The sequence below is a fragment of the Maribacter taeanensis genome (assembly GCF_047345145.1).
Classification (GTDB): domain Bacteria; phylum Bacteroidota; class Bacteroidia; order Flavobacteriales; family Flavobacteriaceae; genus Maribacter_C.
On sequence record NZ_JBLFER010000003.1, the window covers coordinates 19,671 to 38,288 of the forward strand.

An 18,618-nucleotide genomic window follows, 5' to 3' on the forward strand; every position below is an offset into this window, starting at 1 on the left:
GCTCGTTTTTTAAGTTCAATTCACTCTTGCTCTTTTACCTTCTTCAGGGAATTCTCGAAATAATCAGTAATGAGCAGACCATGGGTGTTCTTGGGATAGTTTCGGTCTACCGTAATAAGTCCTCCTGTCGAGACCATTTCATAGCGGTCGATGACAGAGCCCCTGTTGATTTCAAAAACGGTGATAGTTTTAAAGCGATAGGGTTCTGTCCTTAAATCCACTTGTGATTCGACACTCAATACTTTTTGCACCAGGGAATATTGTAATATCCGGTTATAGACCCCATCAGCCTTTTTCTGCCGATAGACATTGTCGACTGTGCTGTTTCCAAGCCAAAGTGCCTTTTCAAGATTACTCTCATAATTACTGTCATCGATTCCATAGAAGTATTCATGGAACAGTTGCAAATGAGACAATGCCTCGACCTGAAGGTTTTCTTTTTGGGAAACCAATTTCAGGGGAATTACAGAACCATCCGTATTCACGGCAAAAGCACTATCCATCGCTTTTTGGTACATATTGAATACCATCACCCCTGAAAATACGCTTGATAAAAGTGCTGTAACAGTTACTATAATCGTTACATAGCGGTTCAATTTGAGTACATCATAAATGTTCTTATACGGTAGTTTCATTTTTATATTTTTTCATATTTACATTAATAATCTCATGAATAAATTGCCTGCGGGTGCTACCCGCTGAAGAGTTTTAGCGTAAAGGAGGTCGCCCTCTTGTAAAGTTTGAATTTTAGGAAGACGATAAACCCGATAGTCGCGGCTTCCACTAAAATCTTGATGGTGGTATTGTCCGTTGGCCCTCCCCAAAGGTTCGTCCAGAAATTGGCATTGATTTCCGAATACAATTGGTTCACGAAAATGTTGACCAGAAAAAAAGCTGGTACGAGCATATAGACCGCTGCATACAACTTGAAAAAAGTGTAGGCCATAGTTCTGAATTTCTCAAAAACCGCCAAACTGATGACCAAAGGAAAAAAGGCCTGCATGATTCCCAAAAGGAAATACCGTTCCGCCAAGAACAGGGGATAGATGAACAGATCGATCATCCAAAGGATCAATCCTATAAAAAAACTGAACATCTTGATGCCGAATACGGGGGTGACCAAAGCTTCGTACAATAAGGCCCAAGCTTTCTTGGCCGTATCGAAAGCACCAACATCTTCTTCAATCGGAATTTCCTGTAATTGCAGCGGAATCAAAGCAGGAGCAGTATCACGATACTGACCTTCGATAGCCACCAAAATACCATCCAAAAAGCCCAGGATCTGTGTCGAGAATATGACCAATAGTACCATAACAAAATTCTTGGCGAGATCCCTTGGGGACAATCCCCATGAATATCCTTCCTTATCGGCAACTCCTTCATTGTATTTTTTGAGGATATTGACCAAAAAGAACAGCACGGCCAAGACCTTGATACCACGAATGGTATAGGTAGAGAAGTCGGTGCCCTTGATCGTCTCAAAGACAGCGTCCACATATTCAAGTCCTATGCTCAAGGAAATCATGAGTTCCATTTTAGTAATTTGTTTTTCGGTTATTGATTTTGTCCTGCATTTCACGAAAGGCGATGATATCCCGATACCGCTCAGTCTTACGCTCGATTTCGGTCACCATTTCCTTGGACTCTTGTTGATGTACACGGATGGCCCTCATGCGTTCCCCATCCGTCAATTTCAAATGGTCGCTGGACAGGATTTCGTTTATGAATTCCAGGTCCTCCGTAGCTTGATCCAAGATGGCGTTGAACGATGTCGATATCCGTTCCACCTCATCCGCCCTGATATGAGGTGAATTAAGGATATCCCTTAAATCTCCCTGCACCATATCATAGAGGCGTTTGTTATTGCGGATGAGTTCTTGCACGGCCTTTAGTTTTTCAATGGCAGCACTGACCTTTTCGATGTTCTCTTTCTGTTTCTTCAGGAATTTGACCGTCTTGATGATATTGGCGGTCTGTTTTCCAGCTTCCAACAGTTGTTTGACAAATGAGATAAAGTTCACATTGTCGTAAACAGGTATACCCTGAGCCGTGGTACGGCCGGGCATTGTTAAGGCCAGTATCAGGGATGCCGTAAACACTATTTTTTTAATTCCAATTTTCATGATTTCCGGGTTTTATGATGACCAAACTTTTGATTTCGTCATCTGATTGAACTTTTATTAGTTATGCTATGCAGCTTTGCGTTCCAAGAACCGCTTGATGGCTATTTCCATATTGTCTTCCTCTTTATAAAGGGCCATTATGGCCTCGTTGTCGGAGCCGTCCGTGAGATAGGCTGCGAATACTTCTGGCGGTACTTCCAATCGGAAGATGTTGCTTTCCTTTCCGATCTTGATGAACATTTCGGTGTATTTGCGTTCACCAGTAAGGTCGTTCTTGATGGATTTCAACTGGTTGAGGTCATGGCTGGATAGGTTGAGCCGTTTTATCAATTCATCATAACCTTTTTCGTTGTTCAGGCTGTAAATGACCTGTGTGTTTTCAAGGATACTTGCGGATGTGGAATTATCAGGAAGTTGGTTGATCGACTGTAAAATAATCCCAATGGCCCCTTCCTGCTTTCGGATGGCCTGATAATAGAATTCCACGCTCTCCAATACATTGGGAAACTTCAACTGTTTGGCGAACTCATCGAAAAGGATGATTCCCTTTTCTTCCTTGTTTCGCCAAATGGTGCGTTGGATTGCCGTTTTGATAAGCTTGAGCATTACCGAAAGGATTTCTTTATTGTCCTTGACCTCGTCGAGTTCGAATACGATCAATCGCTTGTCCTCTATTTTATAGGATTGATCTTCGCTCATCTCGAATAGGAAACTGTACAATCCTCCTTCCACATATTCCGAAAGGATGTGCAAGAAGTTGGTAATGTTGAAATAAGCCTTATCGATACCAAGGGTTTCCAAAAATCGTTCTCGATTATTTCGGATAAAGCCATAAAAGCTTTCCAAGGAATGGGCCTCGGTAACGGTTTTGTAATAATGTTGAAGGATTTTCTTTAGCGATACGGATTGTGCTTTGGTCACTTTCAGATCCGATGCCAGCAGTTCAAACAGAAAGACGGAAAGATCTTCCAATCGTTCTGGACTGATATCGTTTACATCCGAGATATAAAAGGGGTTGATACCTAAGTTCTTTCCGCTCTCATAACGCAGAACAGTATACTGCTCAGGGTATAACTGTGCGAACTTGGTATACGAACCCCCTAAGTCGATAATGACCAGACGGACATCCATCTCAAAATATTGGCGTAGGATGTTGTTGGCCAGAAAGGATTTTCCTTCTCCCGTTGGGGCGAATATGGCAAAGTTCCTTGCCTTGATGCGTTTCTTCTTTTCATCCCAAACATCTTTAAGTACGGGAATGTTATGTTCCCTGTCATTGAAGATGATACCCGTTTTATCGGATTGATAATTCGTATTGTTTATCAGCAAGCACAAGGCATGCTTCAAATCGGTTACATAGAGATCTTCATTTGAAAAGTTGGAGGCGAAACAGCAAAAACTATTTAGAAAGTAGTTTTTCCGCTCTTCACTGCTAGGATAGTAGGGGGTTATATCCAATTCCTTGAACTCCGTTTTTATTTGTGAAGCAATTTTTTCGAGTTGTTTTTCCTCTTTGTGCCAGTAGATGACATTTAGGTGTCCTCGAATGATTCGCGAACTATCATCCGTATTGATTTGCTCTTGAATGTGTTGAATTTTTTTAAGGATGACCTTGTTCTGAGAACCGAAGTTGGAACTCTTGTTCAGCTCCTCGATTTTCTTGTCCAATAGCTTTCGCCATTTTTGTTTGTCATCGAGATAGATAATCTGGTTGACTACATGGTTTTCATTTAGGGAAAGCCCTAGTCCATCAATAAATCCTTGATGAAAACTAAAGTCGTCAGAGGTAAAGCGCTCGTTTATTTTGCTGGTCTGGACTTTCTCCCCAAAACAGCTTTCGCTGTTCACGGTAAGTACATCGAAATGATTCTCCCCTATTTGGATGTCTTTTCTTCCGAGTTCTATAGCTGTATCGAAACCTTCATTATAGCCATTGAAATAAGCATCAGTGATGCTTATTATTTTATCTGCACTAAGGGGTGCCAATGACATCTTTCTTCCATTATTGATAAATGAAACCGAGTCGTTGACGGCCGCTTTGAAACGCTGCAGATTTTCCTGTAGAACTTCGGGAATCTTTGCATCCGCTTTGCGAAAGGGGTTGACATATTTTGAGTTGTTGAGTTGTTTGTTCTTGGTTAGTGTAAAGAAGAGATACCCTTGGTGTTCCATATGCTCCCTTCCCTTAAAGTAGTCGTGCGTGGCCTTGGATAGAAAGGTGTTATTGGGTAGGTTTTTCGAAGTGAAGGATTTTTTGAAATAAACGTCCTGTTTATGCACTACAGTTCCGACAGGTAAGGATTTCATGGCCTGGAACCAATTGCTATGAAGGTCCTCGAAATCCTTTTCCGAAAGGGAATAGATTTCAGGTAGCTCTACCTTATAACATGCCACGACATTCCCGTTGTTACAAAACAACAGATGATCTTTGATGTCCGCTATGGGATGATATTTAGAGATATTGATCTTCGACATGGTTCAGGATATTGTCTTTTTTATTACTGATACTTTTAGGGAATACTTTTCTGATATTGAAAGTTTGGGTGCTGCTATTCATTTTATTCAGACCTATAAAGAGAGTGGCATTCCAGATAAAAAGAGAAAGCACCATTATCAAGCTGAAAGAGAAAATGATAACCAACAGTGAGGCTACGACGGACACCATCAAAAGGGCAAATAGCGATATGGGCAGACCCCATATCAATGCCCCTTTGCGGATGTTCCGGTAAACCTCAAATGTTTTCATGTTTTTTTAATAAAATCCCGCGATGCGGGTCATTACACGACTATTGAGATTAGATAGGTAAAGATGCCGACTACGGCACCGGCTATAAGTACGAATACTAATACCCTTGTAATACCCTTTTTGAGGTCTGCGTTCTCCCCAAAGAAGTGGCCCGCATTGAACAGGAAACCAATTAGAAAGATGACCCCAAGGATAATGGGAAAGATGGCACGGATGGTATCCGACACATCGTTTACGGAATCTTCGATTCCACCGACCTGAGCGTAACTGGCAAGGCTCATAAACAGGAATGCCAGTGTTAGACTTTTAGCTTTTTCCATAACTGATAATTTTAAGGTCGAAACATTTTCGGCCTGTGATTAATTATTATGAAATGTAGAAGTGGATTGTACTTTTTACCGAAGGATTCCTAAAAATTAACTAAGAATAGCGTTAATTTTTGATGGAAGTTCATGGTTTTGGAAGATTCGTTGAATATTGCTCAATGAAGAATCTGAAAATCATGAATCGATGAGAGTGCCTATAATCTTCTTTATTTGTCTATTGATGTTGAGCAACAACAACACAATCGGGCAGACATTAACTGCGGGACGAAAGGTGGTTGTTCTCGATGCGGGACATGGAGGTATTGATTCCGGTACAGTTTCGGAAGATGGACTTCAGGAAAAGGATGTCGTTCTAGACATTGTCCGGCAAATGAAAGATTGGAACAAAAGTTTGTTGGAATCCAAATATGATATCTATTTAACGAGGAATAGTGATACGCTTATCTCATTGGACGATAGAACTAAACTTGTCAAACACATTAAGCCGGATGTTTTTATTTCGTTGCACTGTAATCATATAAGTGATTCAAACATAAAAGGCGTAGAAGTTTATACCTATGATAATAATGAACTATCCGAAATGTACGCCCAAACAATTTTGAATAAGCTAAATCAGAATCTGAGCTTTATGACCAAAGAACCAAAGCGGGGTAATTTTCAGGTTTTAAGGGAAACCAACAACTATTGTTCTGCCATATTGATAGAGATTGGGTATTTGTCGAATTCAGATGAATCAATCTATTTTGAAGATCTTGAGAATAGAAAGGCATTGGCCCTGGCTATTTTAATGGCGATATAAGAGAGAACTATGAAAGAGCTGATATCAGAGGTCGTAAAGAGTATAGGAAGTATTGTTCCAGCGATGTATAAAGAAGTGGCCCAGTTCGTTAGGAATTGTAAAAACAAGAACTTATAAGTGGCCAAAACTAGAATCTCATTACTTATTTGGCCACATATAGAACTTTCAATAGTAATTCTGATTTAAAAAATGCATGATATATCATGCATTAACTAAAGTTTTAGTACTTAGTGAATGATTTTTAATACGAATTAAAATCAATTAATCAAAGAATATCTGTACATTTGAATGATATTTCATGCATTAAATAGATAAAAATGATATTATGAATGATAATTCATACATAAATTGGATTTCAATGAGCGATAAAGCTCTAATCGAAACAATAGGTGCTTTTATTCAACATCACAGATTAAATCAAAACAAATCACAAAGTGAGGTGGCAAAAGCAGCAGACATTAGTCGCTCCACACTTAGTCTATTGGAGCGTGGCGAAAAAGTATCGCTGAATAGTCTAATGCAAGTTTTACGAGTTCTTGATTTATTATACGTTATGGACGTTTTTAAAGTAAGTGATGAAATAAGTCCAATAGCATACGCTAAACTTAAAAAAAACAAAAGACAACGAGCTCGAAACAAAACCACTAATTCAAATGAAGATTCAGAATGGTAGACGCAGTTGAAATAAAAATATGGGGCGAATTAGTTGGAGCTGCTCGTTGGGATACAAATCAGCAATTGGCTAGTTTTCAATTCGACAAAAAATTCTTAACCCGGAGTCAAGACCTTTCCCCAATAAAAATGCCTATAACAAATGGGGAACGTATTTATAGTTTTCCTGAATTGAGAAAATCAAAAAATGAGGAGGTTTCTACTTTTAAAGGACTTCCTGGATTACTAGCTGACGCACTCCCTGATAAGTATGGCAACCAGTTAATAAATATATGGCTAGCACAACAAGGTAGACCACCAAACAGCATGAACCCCGTTGAACAATTATGTTTTATCGGGTTAAGAGGCATGGGGGCACTAGAATTTCATCCTGCAAGCCTCAAGTCAAACAATCAAACATTCGCTGTAGAGATAAAAAGCCTAGTCGAAGTTGCTCAAAAAATGCTCTCGAATAGAGAAAATTTTGAAACTAATCTCAAGGGCAACGAGCAAAAGGCAATGAGTGAAATATTAACCATAGGAACGTCCGCTGGTGGTGCCAGACCAAAAGCAGTAATTGCTTACAATGAAAAAACCGGGGAGGTCAGATCAGGGCAGACAGATTCCCCAAAAGGTTTTGAACATTGGCTAATTAAACTCGATGGTGTAAGTGATGCGCAATTTGGTAAAAGCTATGGATTCGGAAGAGTTGAATACGCATACTATTTAATGGCCAAAGACTGCGGAATTAATATGATGGAGTGCCGATTACTCGAAGAAAACGAAAGAGCGCATTTCATGACAAAAAGATTCGACCGAGAAGGCAATAACACAAAGCATCATATTCAAACGTTATGCGGAATTCAGCATTTTGATTATAACAACTTACAAGGCTATAGTTACGAGCAATTATTTCAGACCATGAGAATACTTAAATTGACATATCCGGAGGCCGAGCAAATGTTTAGAAGGATGGTATTCAATGTAATGGCAACCAATTATGACGACCATACAAAGAACTTTTCCTTTAGGCTCAAAGAAAATAGTAAATGGGAGCTTTCTCCAGCCTATGATGTTTGCTACTCATATGACCCAAATAATATTTGGGTAAGTCAGCATACGCTAAGTATAAACGGGAAACACAAGAATATTGAGAAGTCGGACTTAATGAAAATAGCAAAGGACAATAACATTAAAAAAGGAGAAAAAATAATTAGTGAAATTAAAGAGGTAGTAAGTCATTGGAAAAGATATGCAGCTGAGGCGAATGTCTCAAACAGCTTGTATAATTCTATTTCAAAAACATTAGTGGCCCCTATTTTTAATGAATAACAACTCCACAAGGCATTAAGTAGAGGAGTTCTTTTTTTAGAGGTCAAACTTACTTTTAAAGTTACCGAGCTCTAAGCACTTTTTTTATATAGCCGAATGGAATCTTCTAATTTAAATTCGGCCCATAACAATGGATGCTCACTAGCTGCATCCTTTTCATTCTCTACGCTATCATAAGTTTCCCATTCTGGTTTTTTTAGAGGCCATATTGCTTTTCTATTCAACCCACTATCCTCCACTTTGTCAAATAGGATGGGGGAAACCAATAGATAATCTTTCTGTTTGATATTGACACCCATTCTATAAGCCCCCATTCTGAAATAACTAGAGTCATTTCCTGAATCCAACATCACATCGAAAGAATCGTGTTTGACTATATCCATAACCCCCGTCTCCAAAATTGTGGAAGTGGAAGCAGCATAAGAAGGGGCATTTAGAGTGCCTGCTATGATGATATTTTCAGCACCTTGTGATAGTAAGTCACTATAGACCTCTGCAATTTTATTCGCTTGTTTCCTTCTTAAAGAATCAGATTCGCTTTCGCCAGCGAGCTGACAACATAGAAGATGTAGCGTCTTGTTTTGAGGGGTTTTGATTTTATATTTTTGAAAATCGGTATTGAAAAGTAATCTTCCCTTAGCGTCCTTTTCATTTGAAAAGGATTTCACTGACTTGATATGATAACCCTTCTTTAAGAGGATGCCCATGCCTAAACCTAAGCCATCATTACCCTGAAGATGCATAATCTCAGAATAGGTTGATTGGTTATTTTTAAAGAAGGATTTATTAAACTGGATTAGGGATTCCCTATTCTCGACTTGTTGCAATAAAACAATATCTGGGTCAACTTCTAAAATGACTTTTGCCTTATTGAAAATGGCCTTTTTGGTTATGGGGACCGATTTTAGTCTTGTCCAACCATTCCAATTGCTCAAGTAAGATGCTTTTGTCTCCATAACCTGCAAGCTTGATTTTACGTGCAGACTTCCTTCAATATTCTTCATTGATAAATAAGATGTATGTGGTGCTTGATGAAAACCTAAGAGGTTTGCCAGCTCCCTCATGCGATTATAGTCAAGGGAGGTCTTTTGGGATTTGGAAAAAAGTGATTCGAATTCCTCTTTCCAAATTTCGGACTTGATTTCATATTCCAGTTCTACCATATCGGTATGTCTGTGGAATAGGTTCTGAATATTAAAGGTCGCTACTTTCATGCTGCTTTTCCTTTAAAGTCAATCTCATTGTTCTCCAGTATCTCATTTATCTTCTCCACATCGTAGTAGATGATTCCCCCAAGTTTTGAAAAGGGAATGGTTCCGTTTATTCTGAAATTTTGTAGCGTACCAGGACTTATTTCAAGTTTATTCATTACTTGTCCTGACTTAATCCATTGGTCTATTCCTATTCTGCCATTTGTCACAAGTAAATCTTTGATTTCGCTTAGGAGTTTGATTCGGAACTCCTCTAAATCCTCTGTAGTAATGATATTTGCTGCCATAACCCATTTGTTTTATTATGATTAATCTTCAGGAAGTGAATTACTAATGGTTGTAATACTTTGTATCCCTTTAAGCAAATTTGACTATAAACGATGGAGAAAATTCACCAGTTCACCCGACCTCTGGTCAAATTTTAACACTTCTTGACAAGATTTCGAACGAGGAGAACCAATCAAGCGTCTGCACTATCCATTCTATCTTCCAACCCCCTTGTGAGGTCTTCCATGAATTTGGCTCGGCTTTTTTTCCTTCTGCGAATTTCGGAGTAGATTTTATAAATATCCCCGGAGTCGTGGTTGAATGCCTTGCGTAGTACTTTGTCAATTAGGGAAATCTCTACTTTTCCATCATTGATAGCACCAACACTTGAAAGAGCATATAAAAGTTCAACATATGCGGTATTCGAGAATGTCCATTTCAGGTTGCTTTCCGAACAATCATCACAAGGAATACAATTTTCATTAATTTTTGAGAACCGTTTTTTTAAGTAAGCTATCAGACGCTTATTCGCGGATAACTTAGCCAATAATAAGTCGTGTGAGGTACAGAAATCCTTATCACGATAATAGTGTCTAGAATAGGTGATATTGACATCCTTGAAATAAGCTCTTGTAAAGTAACTCTCGTCCAAGTGTTTTTTATCTTGTTCTATGTATTGGACAAAGTCGAGATTATATCTAAAGAACCGATTTATTTTATCCATTTTTTTCTGGATGTACTTTTTTTGAACTTCTTGATTCCCCAAAGGAAATTGAATTTCAAATGAACGGAGTTCCGAGTAGTACACTAAATTGGATAATGGAAGCTGTTTTGTGAACTTAAAAAATTGGATTTCGGCATCCACACTTTTAAACGTAAAGTTTGAAATCTGTTTTTTGAATCGATAGATGAGGTCTCTGCACTTGGAAATAGATAGGTCACACTTTTTGATGACCTCCGAAACCGTAGCCTCGATGACATTTAGTTCTTCTAGTAACTTTTCTGAAAGTAATGCTCTTTCCATATCCCAAAATTTAGACAATAGTTCATACTATCGTTCATCATAGGATTGGGGAAAACTACGTGAATTACTAAATAGAGGTTAGGAAATTCTCCATGAATAAATCACCAAAAATCATGCCTTACTAAATACTGACTACAAAATATATAGTCTTTTTATTAATAATAAATGCAGGATTAGTGAACAATGGAGGGCAATTAGTTTAAAGATGTTTTGAGTGAGGTATCTATTCTTTGTTTTCGTTCCCACACAAAAAAGGTCACTTTAGTTAAATATGAGTGCACTTGAATTTATATGAAATCAATTGAAATTAAGGGAGAAAAAAGGCCATTTGTTGTACCTATGTTGTACCTGAGTCATTTTTTGGCATGAAAAAGCCGAGGCAAAACCTCGGCTATCTCCCGTGTACTCGAGATGGGACTTGAACCCATACGGACTAATGTCCATTGGATTTTAAGTCCAACGTGTCTACCAATTCCACCACTCGAGCCTGACTGCCGTAAGGCATGTCCTCAATGTACTAGGCTAGTACATGAATAAAAAAAAACGCCGACGTGCAGCGTTTTATGAGCGAAAAAAGGGATTCGAACCCTCGACCTCCACCTTGGCAAGGTGATGCTCTACCCCTGAGCTACTTTCGCGTTTGGTAATTTCAGTTTACCCGCCGTAGGAGGGCTTAGAAAGAACGTGCATTATTTAACTAATGCGGATGCAAATTTAATACATTTCTATAAACTCCAAAGGAAATTCGTCTAAAAATAAGCCTTGCAAGATTTAACTTGTTGCCTTTTTATTTTTAGTCAAGAGACGCTTTATTTCATTCAGTTTCATTAAAGCTTCAACCGGTGTGAGGGTATTAATGTCTAAATGGGTTATCTCTTCTTTAATCTGTTCTAAAAGGGGGTCATCTAAATTAAAGAAACTTAATTGCATTTCATTTTGAGCGGCATTTAAGCTATCAGTAAGTTCTTCATTGGAATGTGATTTTTCTAGTTTCTTCAAGATTTTATTCGCTTTTGAAATCACGGCTTGTGGCATACCGGCCATTTTTGCTACATGAATTCCAAAGCTATGTTCACTTCCTCCTTCGGTAAGTTTGCGGAGGAAGAGTACATTGTCTTTCAATTCTTTTACCGAAACATTAAAATTTTTGATTCGCTCAAAAGTAGCGGTCATTTCATTTAACTCATGATAATGGGTGGCAAAAAGGGTTTTCGCACGTGCCGGGTGCTCATGCAAATACTCTGAAATCGCCCAAGCGATGGAAATACCATCATAAGTACTTGTACCGCGTCCTATTTCGTCAAGCAAGACCAAACTTCGTTCTGATAGGTTGTTCAAAATAGATGCAGTCTCATTCATTTCTACCATAAAAGTAGATTCACCCATTGATATGTTATCGCTCGCGCCAACTCTCGTAAAGATTTTATCCACATAACCTATTTGGGCAGACTCGGCAGGTACAAAGCTGCCCATTTGAGCCAATAATACGATGAGGGCAGTTTGCCTTAAAATAGCAGATTTACCACTCATATTTGGTCCCGTAATCATGATGATCTGCTGATTTTTGCGATTCAAAACAACATCATTGGCAATGTAGGCTTCACCCAAAGGCAATTGCTTTTCAATTACAGGGTGTCTGCCATTTCGAATCTCGATTTCCGTAGAATCATTTAGAATTGGTTCGCAATATTTATTTTCCTTAGCCAATTGTGCAAATCCACAAAGGCAATCGAGCTGTGCGATTTGATGTGCATTGTTTTGAACTGGGGCTATGTACTCTTGCATCCAAACGACTAATTGCGAAAACAACTGGTTTTCCAGACTCAAAATACGCTCTTCGGCTCCTAATATTTTTCCTTCGTATTCTTTGAGTTCTTCAGTAATGTATCGCTCTGCATTAACCAAGGTCTGTTTGCGAATCCATTCTTCTGGGACTTTGTCTTTATGTGTATTCCGGACTTCAATGTAATATCCGAATACATTATTAGAAGCTATTTTTAATGAGCTAATGCCTGTACGTTCAGTTTCTCGCTCTAGCATTTTGGCTAGATAATCTTTTCCTGAAAAAGCTAAGGCACGCAGTTCATCTAGTTCTTCGGAATACCCATCAGCTATGGTTTTTCCTTTCGGAATTTGCACAGGAGCTTCCTCATTCAACATTTCCTTTATCTTATCACGTAACAAATCACACGGATGCAATTGGTCGGAAATCAACTGTAAAGCTTCATTGTCACTTTGAGAAGTCATTTGTTTTATGGGAACAATAGCTTCTAAAGAATTTTTCAACTGAACAACTTCTTTCGGATTAATCTTTCCGGTAGCTACTTTGGAAATCAAGCGTTCCAAATCGCCCATTTTTTTTATATGCTGCTGTAATCTTTGAAGCGTATCTTCTTCTTTGGACAGATGCCCAATCACTTGATGTCTTCTCCGGATTTTCTCCACATTCTTCAAAGGAAGTGCCAACCATCGTTTCAACAATCGTCCGCCCATTGGCGAAATCGTCTTGTCAATAATATCTAGTAAGGTAACCGCATTCAAATTGGTAGAATGGTACAATTCAAGATTACGGATGGTAAAACGGTCCATCCAAATATATTCTTCTTCTGCAATTCGCTTTAACGAATTGATATGCTGTAATTGTCGGTGTTGGGTTTCCGATAAATAGTGTAAAACTACTCCCGAGGCAATAGTGCCATGATTCAAATGGTCAACCCCAAAACCTTTGAGCGTTTTGGTTTTGAAATGGTTATTGAGCGTTTCTTGGGTGTAATCTTCTTGGAATACCCAATCCTCCATGAAAAACGTATGGAACTGCTTTCCAAAGACTTCTAAAAAATCCTTTTTATGTGCTTTGGAAACCAATACTTCGTTTGGAGCAAAATTCTGAAGCAATTTATCAATTTGCTCTTCTGTACCCTCTGACGTTAAAAACTCCCCCGTTGAAATATCAACGAATGAAACTCCGATGAGTTTTCTTCCAAAATGAACCGCGCATAGAAAATTGTTCGTCTTCGTATCAAGAATATCGTCATTCATCGCCACACCCGGAGTTACCAATTCTGTTACGCCTCTTTTGACAATGGTTTTGGTCATTTTAGGGTCTTCCAATTGGTCGCAGATAGCAACCCGCTGTCCCGCCTTTACCAATTTCGGTAAATATGTATTCAAAGAATGGTGAGGAAAACCAGCCAGTTCTGTTCTGTCGCCCCCATTATTTCTATGCGTTAAGATAATCCCTAAAATCTTAGATGCTTTGACCGCATCTTCGCCAAAAGTCTCATAAAAGTCACCCACGCGAAACAACAATAAAGCATCAGGATATTTCGTCTTGATGGTATTATACTGCTGCATCAAAGGGGTCACCTTTTTTACTTTTTCTTTTTTTGCCAAAGTGATTGTGTTGAAATTTTATTGCATACCTAGCGGTAGAAACGAATGTACTATTTTTGTCAAGGAAACCACAGTATTGTTGATATTATGGGGATAACTTTTGGGGTTCAAGTATCAAGCTCAAACTCAATTGAATTATTGTTTGAGCCAAGAGCCAAGAGCCAAGAGCCAAGAGCCAAGAGCCAAGAGCCAAGAGCCAAGAGCCAAGAGCCAAGAGCCAAGAGCCAAGAGCCAAGAGCCAAGAGCCAAGAGCCAAGAGCCAAGAGCAAAAATATCATCCTGAGCGGAGTCGAAGGGCTACAACGCTAAAAACTCTATTAAAAACAAAATGCGTAAACTAAAAAACGAAGAATTACCCCGCTTAGATGTTGACGGATTCAAAAATGCCAAGAAGACACCTATTATAGTTGTTCTTGACAATATTCGAAGTTTGAACAATATCGGTTCGGTATTTCGAACTGCGGATGCTTTTTTAATTGAAAAAATCTATCTCTGCGGAATTACCGCAACTCCTCCTCACAAAGATATTCGTAAGACGGCATTAGGTGCTACCGAAAGTGTCACTTGGGAACACCGCAGAAGTACTCTCGAAGTCATTAAAGAATACAATTCAAAAGGATACGAAACAATTGCTATTGAGCAAGCAGAAAGAGCAACGATGTTGAACGAGCTAAAAGTCGACACTGCAAAAAAGTATGTGCTGGTTTTTGGAAACGAGGTAAAAGGAGTTGATCAGGCTGTTGTTGATATCTGCGCTAAAGTGGTTGAAATTCCTCAATTTGGCACAAAACATTCCCTAAATATCTCTGTGAGTGCAGGTGTTCTAATTTGGGATTTTTGGCAAAAATTAAATGCATAAAAAAAGCCCGAAAAATCGGGCTTGAAATATAGTTTGAGTTAGTTAGTTGCTTTCTAGCGATTGCTAATTAAGGAAATCCGTAGGTTCTGTGCAACATTTTTCTTAAAAAAATCCTAAAATGGCAGTTGAACAGCGAATCTTAATATTTTATCTACAAGTATTTCATAGTCATCAGGGTTTTGAACAAAATCCATATCTCCTAAGTCAATAATTAAGTTGTTTTGTTCTGGGTAACTCTTGATAAAGTCGAAATAACCGGAGTTAATTTTCTCAAGGTATTCAGGTTCAATGTTTTGCTCGTAGTCCCTTCCACGTTTTTTAATGTTTTTCAAAAGCCGTTCGGTAGATTGGTATAGATAGACGTAAATCTTCGGCTTCTTTACTTCCTTATACATCAAATTAAAAAGCTTTCTATAAAGTGTAAATTCTTCTTTCTGCAAGGTCACTTGGGCAAAAATCAATGACTTATAAATATCGTAATCGCTAACCATAAAGCTTTTGAAAAGGTCATACTGCGACGTATCGTCCGTAAATTGTTGATAACGGTCCGCTAGAAAAGACATTTCTAAGGGAAAGGCATAACGCCCTTGGTCTTCATAGAATTTGGGTAAAAACGGGTTGTCTGCAAAACGCTCTAGGACTAGTTTTCCATTAAAATCTTCCGCTATTTTGTTAGCGAGAGTGGTCTTTCCTGCGCCGATATTTCCTTCAATCGCTATAAAATTAGTATGTGCAAAAAGCTCATCCCTATCCTTAAAAAGACGAAACGGAGTTCTTTCGAGTGTCCCCTTATCCCTACATTCCTGTAAAAGATTACGAGAATCTTTGTTTAATACGGGATGATAAAATTGTGGAGCAATATCCGCTAAAGGCCTCAATACGAACTTACGAAAAGGCAGCTCAGGATGTGGAATTACCAGGTTGTCATTAAATACGGTTTCCTTTTCGTAGTAAAGAATGTCAATATCTATTTTGCGGGGTTCGTAACCATCTTCCTGAAGACGAACTCTTCCAAGTTGAACCTCAATTTTTAAAAGAACCTCTAGTAGATTTGCTGGAGCTAACCCGGTTTTAATCGTAATACAGATGTTGAAAAAATCTTCAGCCTCAAATCCCCATGCGCTACTTTGGTATACCGGGGATATTCTAACCACTTTCCCTACGGTTTGGTGAATAGCAAAGATGGCATCCTGAAGATTATTCAGTTTATCATCAATATTACTTCCAAGGGAAAGATGTACGGTTTTGGTTGAGCTCATAATAGGGAGTAACAAAGTAAATAAAACAAATTCACTTTCATTATCTTTACAGGATATTTATAACACACCATTTATGAAGTTTTTACGAAATTTTTTGGCAGCCATCTTAGGCTGTCTTGTTGCTTTTGGAATTATCTTTTTCATGTTTTTCATTTTTGCTAGTTTGTTTGGCAGTGCTGAAGATGGAGTAGCAGTAAAGAAGAATTCAGTTTTAGAGTTGCAACTACAACTTCCTATAAGTGACTATGTTGGGTCGAATGCTGATGACCCTTTCGGGACACTTTTTCAAGAGTCTCAAGGTCTAGATGAAATTTTGAATGCTATTGAAGTTGCTAAAAATGATGATGACATCAAAGGAATTAGTATCAACAACAATTTTACGATGGCAGGTTATGCCCAGACCCAAGAAATTCGAAGAGCACTGCAAGACTTTAAGAACACCGGAAAATTCATCTATACCTTTTCTGATTTCTACATGCAGAAAGATTACTATCTGGCCAGTGTTGCAGATTCCATTTTTATAAATCCAGTAGGGGCTATTGATTTTAAGGGTTTGGCTTCTGAAGTTCTATTTTTTAAAGACCTTCAAGAGAAGACTGGTGTTAAGATGGAGGTTATCAGACACGGAAAATATAAAAGCGCCGTTGAGCCTTTTTTAGAGAACGAAATGAGCGATGCGAACCGAACCCAGATTAAGGAATTGATAGGTTCTTTATGGAATTCCATGGTCGAAGAGATTTCAGATGGGAGAAACATCCTTCCGAAAGATTTAAATCGTATTGCAGATACTTTAGGGGGAAGAACTCCGGAGCTAGCAAAAGCATCTGGACTTATAGACGGAATCGTTTTTCACGACCAGTATGAGGCCAAATTGAAGTACGCTGTTGATTCAGTGTTGGATAATGATTTGCACATTGTTGCGCTTGATGATTATTTGAAGCGCTCAAATCCGAAAATGAAGAAATCGGGCAAGGATAAAATTGCTGTAATCTATGCTCAAGGCGAAATCATTTATGGAGAAGGCGGACCGAATCAAATCGGACAAGGTCTAATGAATGAAGCTATTATTAAGGCCAAGGAAGATGATAAGGTGAAAGCAATTGTTCTACGAGTTGATTCTCCCGGTGGGAGTGCTTTAACTTCTGATATCATTTGGCGCGAAATTGAATTGGCTAAAGAAAAGAAACCAGTAGTTGTTTCTATGGGTAATGTTGCTGCTTCTGGTGGGTACTATATCGCCGCTGGAGCGGATAAGATTTTTGCCGAACCTACAACTATTACAGGCTCAATAGGTGTTTTTGGTACTATTCCGAATATGACCGAGTTGGCAGAAGATATTGGAATCAATGCCGAACAAGTTGGCACCAACGAAAATTCGGTAGATTATTCGCTTTTTGAGCCGATGACCGATACTTTTAGAAGTACCGTTCAAGAAGGTATTGAGGATGTATATGAAACTTTTCTAGACCGGGTTTCTCAAGGTAGGGGAATCACTGTTGCCCAAGCAGATAGCCTAGCGCAAGGTAGAGTGTGGAGTGGAGTAGATGCGAAGAACAATGGGTTGGTTGATGAATTAGGAAATCTAAACGATGCTATTGAAGAAGCAGCAAAAATGGCAAAAATAGAGGAATACGGAATCAAGAAATTCCCAAGATATAAAACCGGACTAGAGCAGTTTATGGAAGATTTCGGTGGGGCAGGTGCAAAGGCGAAAAAGAGTATTATCGAAGATGAGATTGGTGTAGAGGCCTATACTATTTTAAAGCAAGTAAAATCAGCGATGGAACAAAAAGGTCCGCAAGCTAGAATGCCATTTGTGTTGGACATCAAGTAATAAAAGAGATTATCCCTTCGAGGGGACTTTAGGGGTGTTTTACGAATGCTTCTTAGTTGCAATGAGTAACAATGACCGCAAAAGATAAAAAACTAGCCTACAAAATATACCTCTATTTAGGAGCTTTATTCATTACCTCCTTAGTAGTTTCGAACCTGATTTTTCAAAAGTTCTTTTATTGGCAGCCTTTTGGTGATATTACCGTTTTTGGAGCTTCCCTTTTTGAGGTTTCGGTGGGTATTTTGCCCTATCCGATTACTTTTTTAATTACCGATTTGATTTCTGAAATCTTTGGAAAAAAGAAGGCAAACGAAATCGTTACTGCCGGTATTTTTGCTTCCTTCTTTTCCATGGGAATTATTCTCCTTGCTGATATCGCTCCAGCGATTGAAGGCTCTCCGATTGATGATGCAACATTTACAAAAGTCTTTGCTTTATCTCCGATTGCGGTTTTGGCATCAATGATTGCCTATTTATTGGCACAATACGTTGATATTGCGATTTACCATTTCTGGAAAAACCTTACCAAAGGAAAACACCTGTGGCTTCGGAATAACTTCTCCACTTTTCTATCACAATTCATCGATACCTTTACAGTCGTCGGTTTGCTGTGTACTTTTGGCGTATTACCTTGGGATATTTTCTTCGGACTCGTAGTCAGCGGTTTTCTTTTTAAGGTTTTTATAGCATTTATCGACACCCCTTTCCTCTATTTCTTCGTATATCTCCTAAGAAAACGATTTGGTCTTAAAATCGGGGAGGAAATTAACTTGGATATTTAGTCCGTTTTTTAA

The 18,618-nt window shown here is 38.6% G+C and carries 18 protein-coding genes and 2 tRNA genes; 8 read left to right on the forward strand and 12 right to left on the reverse strand.

Translation table 11 applies throughout. The features are described 5' to 3' along the window. Positions 1-20: 20 nt before the first annotated feature. The 4 genes from ACKWCD_RS11635 to ACKWCD_RS11650 all read right to left on the reverse strand — a co-directional run bounded on the left by ACKWCD_RS11635 (position 21) and on the right by ACKWCD_RS11650 (position 4,598). Positions 21-635, reverse strand: coding sequence for a conjugal transfer protein TraK (locus ACKWCD_RS11635; RefSeq protein ID WP_413984148.1), 615 nt, complete (start codon positions 633-635; stop codon positions 21-23). 56 nt (positions 636-691) lie between these two features. Beyond that, the gene (locus ACKWCD_RS11640) at positions 692-1,534 is read right to left on the reverse strand and encodes a hypothetical protein (protein ID WP_413984149.1); all 843 of its coding nucleotides are present in this window, start codon (positions 1,532-1,534) and stop codon (positions 692-694) included. A gap of 1 nt (position 1,535) precedes the next feature. Then, positions 1,536-2,123: a conjugal transfer protein gene (locus ACKWCD_RS11645; RefSeq protein WP_413984150.1), complete on the reverse strand. Its 588-nt coding sequence runs from the start codon at positions 2,121-2,123 to the stop codon at positions 1,536-1,538. 66 nt (positions 2,124-2,189) lie between these two features. Then, positions 2,190-4,598 carry a TraG family conjugative transposon ATPase gene (locus ACKWCD_RS11650; RefSeq protein ID WP_413984151.1) on the reverse strand — a complete coding sequence of 803 codons (2,409 nt, stop codon included), beginning with the start codon at positions 4,596-4,598 and terminating at the stop codon, positions 2,190-2,192. Between ACKWCD_RS11650 and ACKWCD_RS11655 the strand changes: the two genes are divergently transcribed. Continuing rightward, positions 4,597-4,770 carry a hypothetical protein gene (locus ACKWCD_RS11655; RefSeq protein WP_413984152.1) on the forward strand — a complete coding sequence of 58 codons (174 nt, stop codon included), beginning with the start codon at positions 4,597-4,599 and terminating at the stop codon, positions 4,768-4,770. The genes ACKWCD_RS11650 and ACKWCD_RS11655 overlap by 2 nt on opposite strands. A 131-nt stretch (positions 4,771-4,901) precedes the next feature. Here the strand turns inward: ACKWCD_RS11655 and ACKWCD_RS11660 are convergent, their stop codons facing one another. Next, complete coding sequence (locus ACKWCD_RS11660) at positions 4,902-5,189, reverse strand: hypothetical protein (protein WP_138658712.1); 288 nt, start codon at positions 5,187-5,189, stop codon at positions 4,902-4,904. 190 nt (positions 5,190-5,379) lie between these two features. On the opposite strand from ACKWCD_RS11660, the gene ACKWCD_RS11665 reads away from it, so the two are divergent. From ACKWCD_RS11665 to ACKWCD_RS11675, 3 genes are all read left to right on the forward strand, one after another. Next, complete coding sequence (locus ACKWCD_RS11665; protein ID WP_413984153.1) at positions 5,380-5,994, forward strand: N-acetylmuramoyl-L-alanine amidase family protein; 615 nt, start codon at positions 5,380-5,382, stop codon at positions 5,992-5,994. A gap of 358 nt (positions 5,995-6,352) precedes the next feature. Continuing rightward, on the forward strand, positions 6,353-6,667 hold the full coding sequence (locus ACKWCD_RS11670) for a helix-turn-helix domain-containing protein (protein WP_238474589.1): 315 nt from the start codon (positions 6,353-6,355) through the stop codon (positions 6,665-6,667). After that, positions 6,661-7,977, forward strand: a complete 1,317-nt coding sequence (locus ACKWCD_RS11675) for a type II toxin-antitoxin system HipA family toxin (protein ID WP_413984154.1) — start codon at positions 6,661-6,663, stop codon at positions 7,975-7,977. The genes ACKWCD_RS11670 and ACKWCD_RS11675 overlap by 7 nt, the downstream gene beginning before the upstream one ends. 71 nt (positions 7,978-8,048) lie before the next feature. On the opposite strand, the gene ACKWCD_RS11680 is transcribed toward ACKWCD_RS11675, so the two are convergent. From ACKWCD_RS11680 to mutS, 6 genes are all read right to left on the reverse strand, one after another. Next, the gene (locus ACKWCD_RS11680; RefSeq protein ID WP_413984155.1) at positions 8,049-9,191 is read right to left on the reverse strand and encodes a hypothetical protein; all 1,143 of its coding nucleotides are present in this window, start codon (positions 9,189-9,191) and stop codon (positions 8,049-8,051) included. Beyond that, a complete protein-coding gene (locus ACKWCD_RS11685; protein WP_413984156.1) occupies positions 9,188-9,475 on the reverse strand; it encodes a helix-turn-helix domain-containing protein in 288 nt (95 codons plus the stop codon). The genes ACKWCD_RS11680 and ACKWCD_RS11685 overlap by 4 nt, the downstream gene beginning before the upstream one ends. 173 nt (positions 9,476-9,648) lie before the next feature. Next, a complete protein-coding gene (locus ACKWCD_RS11690) occupies positions 9,649-10,479 on the reverse strand; it encodes an RteC domain-containing protein (RefSeq protein WP_413984157.1) in 831 nt (276 codons plus the stop codon). A gap of 403 nt (positions 10,480-10,882) precedes the next feature. Beyond that, positions 10,883-10,966: transfer RNA gene (locus ACKWCD_RS11695), tRNA-Leu, on the reverse strand. A gap of 79 nt (positions 10,967-11,045) precedes the next feature. Then, positions 11,046-11,117 (reverse strand) — tRNA-Gly (locus ACKWCD_RS11700). 133 nt (positions 11,118-11,250) lie between these two features. Further along, positions 11,251-13,833, reverse strand: a complete 2,583-nt coding sequence (gene mutS / locus ACKWCD_RS11705; RefSeq protein ID WP_413984472.1) for a DNA mismatch repair protein MutS — start codon at positions 13,831-13,833, stop codon at positions 11,251-11,253. Positions 13,834-13,917: 84 nt separating this feature from the next. Here mutS and ACKWCD_RS11710 point away from each other — a divergent pair, with 84 nt between their 5' ends. Beyond that, complete coding sequence (locus ACKWCD_RS11710; protein ID WP_413984158.1) at positions 13,918-14,181, forward strand: hypothetical protein; 264 nt, start codon at positions 13,918-13,920, stop codon at positions 14,179-14,181. A gap of 19 nt (positions 14,182-14,200) precedes the next feature. Beyond that, positions 14,201-14,731 carry an RNA methyltransferase gene (locus ACKWCD_RS11715; RefSeq protein ID WP_413984159.1) on the forward strand — a complete coding sequence of 177 codons (531 nt, stop codon included), beginning with the start codon at positions 14,201-14,203 and terminating at the stop codon, positions 14,729-14,731. Positions 14,732-14,844: 113 nt separating this feature from the next. On the opposite strand, the gene folK is transcribed toward ACKWCD_RS11715, so the two are convergent. Continuing rightward, complete coding sequence (gene folK, locus ACKWCD_RS11720) at positions 14,845-15,990, reverse strand: 2-amino-4-hydroxy-6-hydroxymethyldihydropteridine diphosphokinase (protein WP_413984160.1); 1,146 nt, start codon at positions 15,988-15,990, stop codon at positions 14,845-14,847. A gap of 73 nt (positions 15,991-16,063) precedes the next feature. Here folK and sppA point away from each other — a divergent pair, with 73 nt between their 5' ends. Both sppA and ACKWCD_RS11730 read left to right on the forward strand, forming a co-directional pair. Further along, entirely contained in the window at positions 16,064-17,824 is a 1,761-nt protein-coding gene (gene sppA / locus ACKWCD_RS11725) for a signal peptide peptidase SppA (RefSeq protein WP_413984161.1), read from the forward strand. A 71-nt stretch (positions 17,825-17,895) separates the two neighbouring features. Next, complete coding sequence (locus ACKWCD_RS11730) at positions 17,896-18,606, forward strand: queuosine precursor transporter (RefSeq protein WP_413984162.1); 711 nt, start codon at positions 17,896-17,898, stop codon at positions 18,604-18,606. Positions 18,607-18,618: the final 12 nt, after the last annotated feature.

Excerpts from the sequence above, each read along its gene's own strand:
- ACKWCD_RS11715 (WP_413984159.1), top strand. The coding sequence starts at position 14,201 with ATGCGTAAACTAAAAAACGAAGAATTACCCCGCTTAGATGTTGACGGA.
- ACKWCD_RS11670 (WP_238474589.1), top strand. The coding sequence starts at position 6,353 with ATGAGCGATAAAGCTCTAATCGAAACAATAGGTGCTTTTATTCAACAT.
- ACKWCD_RS11710 (WP_413984158.1), top strand. The coding sequence starts at position 13,918 with ATGTACTATTTTTGTCAAGGAAACCACAGTATTGTTGATATTATGGGG.
- ACKWCD_RS11635 (WP_413984148.1), bottom strand. The coding sequence starts at position 635 with ATGAAACTACCGTATAAGAACATTTATGATGTACTCAAATTGAACCGC.
- ACKWCD_RS11675 (WP_413984154.1), top strand. The coding sequence starts at position 6,661 with ATGGTAGACGCAGTTGAAATAAAAATATGGGGCGAATTAGTTGGAGCT.
- ACKWCD_RS11640 (WP_413984149.1), bottom strand. The coding sequence starts at position 1,534 with ATGGAACTCATGATTTCCTTGAGCATAGGACTTGAATATGTGGACGCT.
- mutS (WP_413984472.1), bottom strand. The coding sequence starts at position 13,833 with ATGCAGCAGTATAATACCATCAAGACGAAATATCCTGATGCTTTATTG.
- ACKWCD_RS11660 (WP_138658712.1), bottom strand. The coding sequence starts at position 5,189 with ATGGAAAAAGCTAAAAGTCTAACACTGGCATTCCTGTTTATGAGCCTT.
- ACKWCD_RS11645 (WP_413984150.1), bottom strand. The coding sequence starts at position 2,123 with ATGAAAATTGGAATTAAAAAAATAGTGTTTACGGCATCCCTGATACTG.
- sppA (WP_413984161.1), top strand. The coding sequence starts at position 16,064 with ATGAAGTTTTTACGAAATTTTTTGGCAGCCATCTTAGGCTGTCTTGTT.
- ACKWCD_RS11730 (WP_413984162.1), top strand. The coding sequence starts at position 17,896 with ATGACCGCAAAAGATAAAAAACTAGCCTACAAAATATACCTCTATTTA.
- ACKWCD_RS11655 (WP_413984152.1), top strand. The coding sequence starts at position 4,597 with ATGGTTCAGGATATTGTCTTTTTTATTACTGATACTTTTAGGGAATAC.
- ACKWCD_RS11685 (WP_413984156.1), bottom strand. The coding sequence starts at position 9,475 with ATGGCAGCAAATATCATTACTACAGAGGATTTAGAGGAGTTCCGAATC.
- ACKWCD_RS11665 (WP_413984153.1), top strand. The coding sequence starts at position 5,380 with ATGAGAGTGCCTATAATCTTCTTTATTTGTCTATTGATGTTGAGCAAC.
- folK (WP_413984160.1), bottom strand. The coding sequence starts at position 15,990 with ATGAGCTCAACCAAAACCGTACATCTTTCCCTTGGAAGTAATATTGAT.
- ACKWCD_RS11690 (WP_413984157.1), bottom strand. The coding sequence starts at position 10,479 with ATGGAAAGAGCATTACTTTCAGAAAAGTTACTAGAAGAACTAAATGTC.
- ACKWCD_RS11650 (WP_413984151.1), bottom strand. The coding sequence starts at position 4,598 with ATGTCGAAGATCAATATCTCTAAATATCATCCCATAGCGGACATCAAA.
- ACKWCD_RS11680 (WP_413984155.1), bottom strand. The coding sequence starts at position 9,191 with ATGAAAGTAGCGACCTTTAATATTCAGAACCTATTCCACAGACATACC.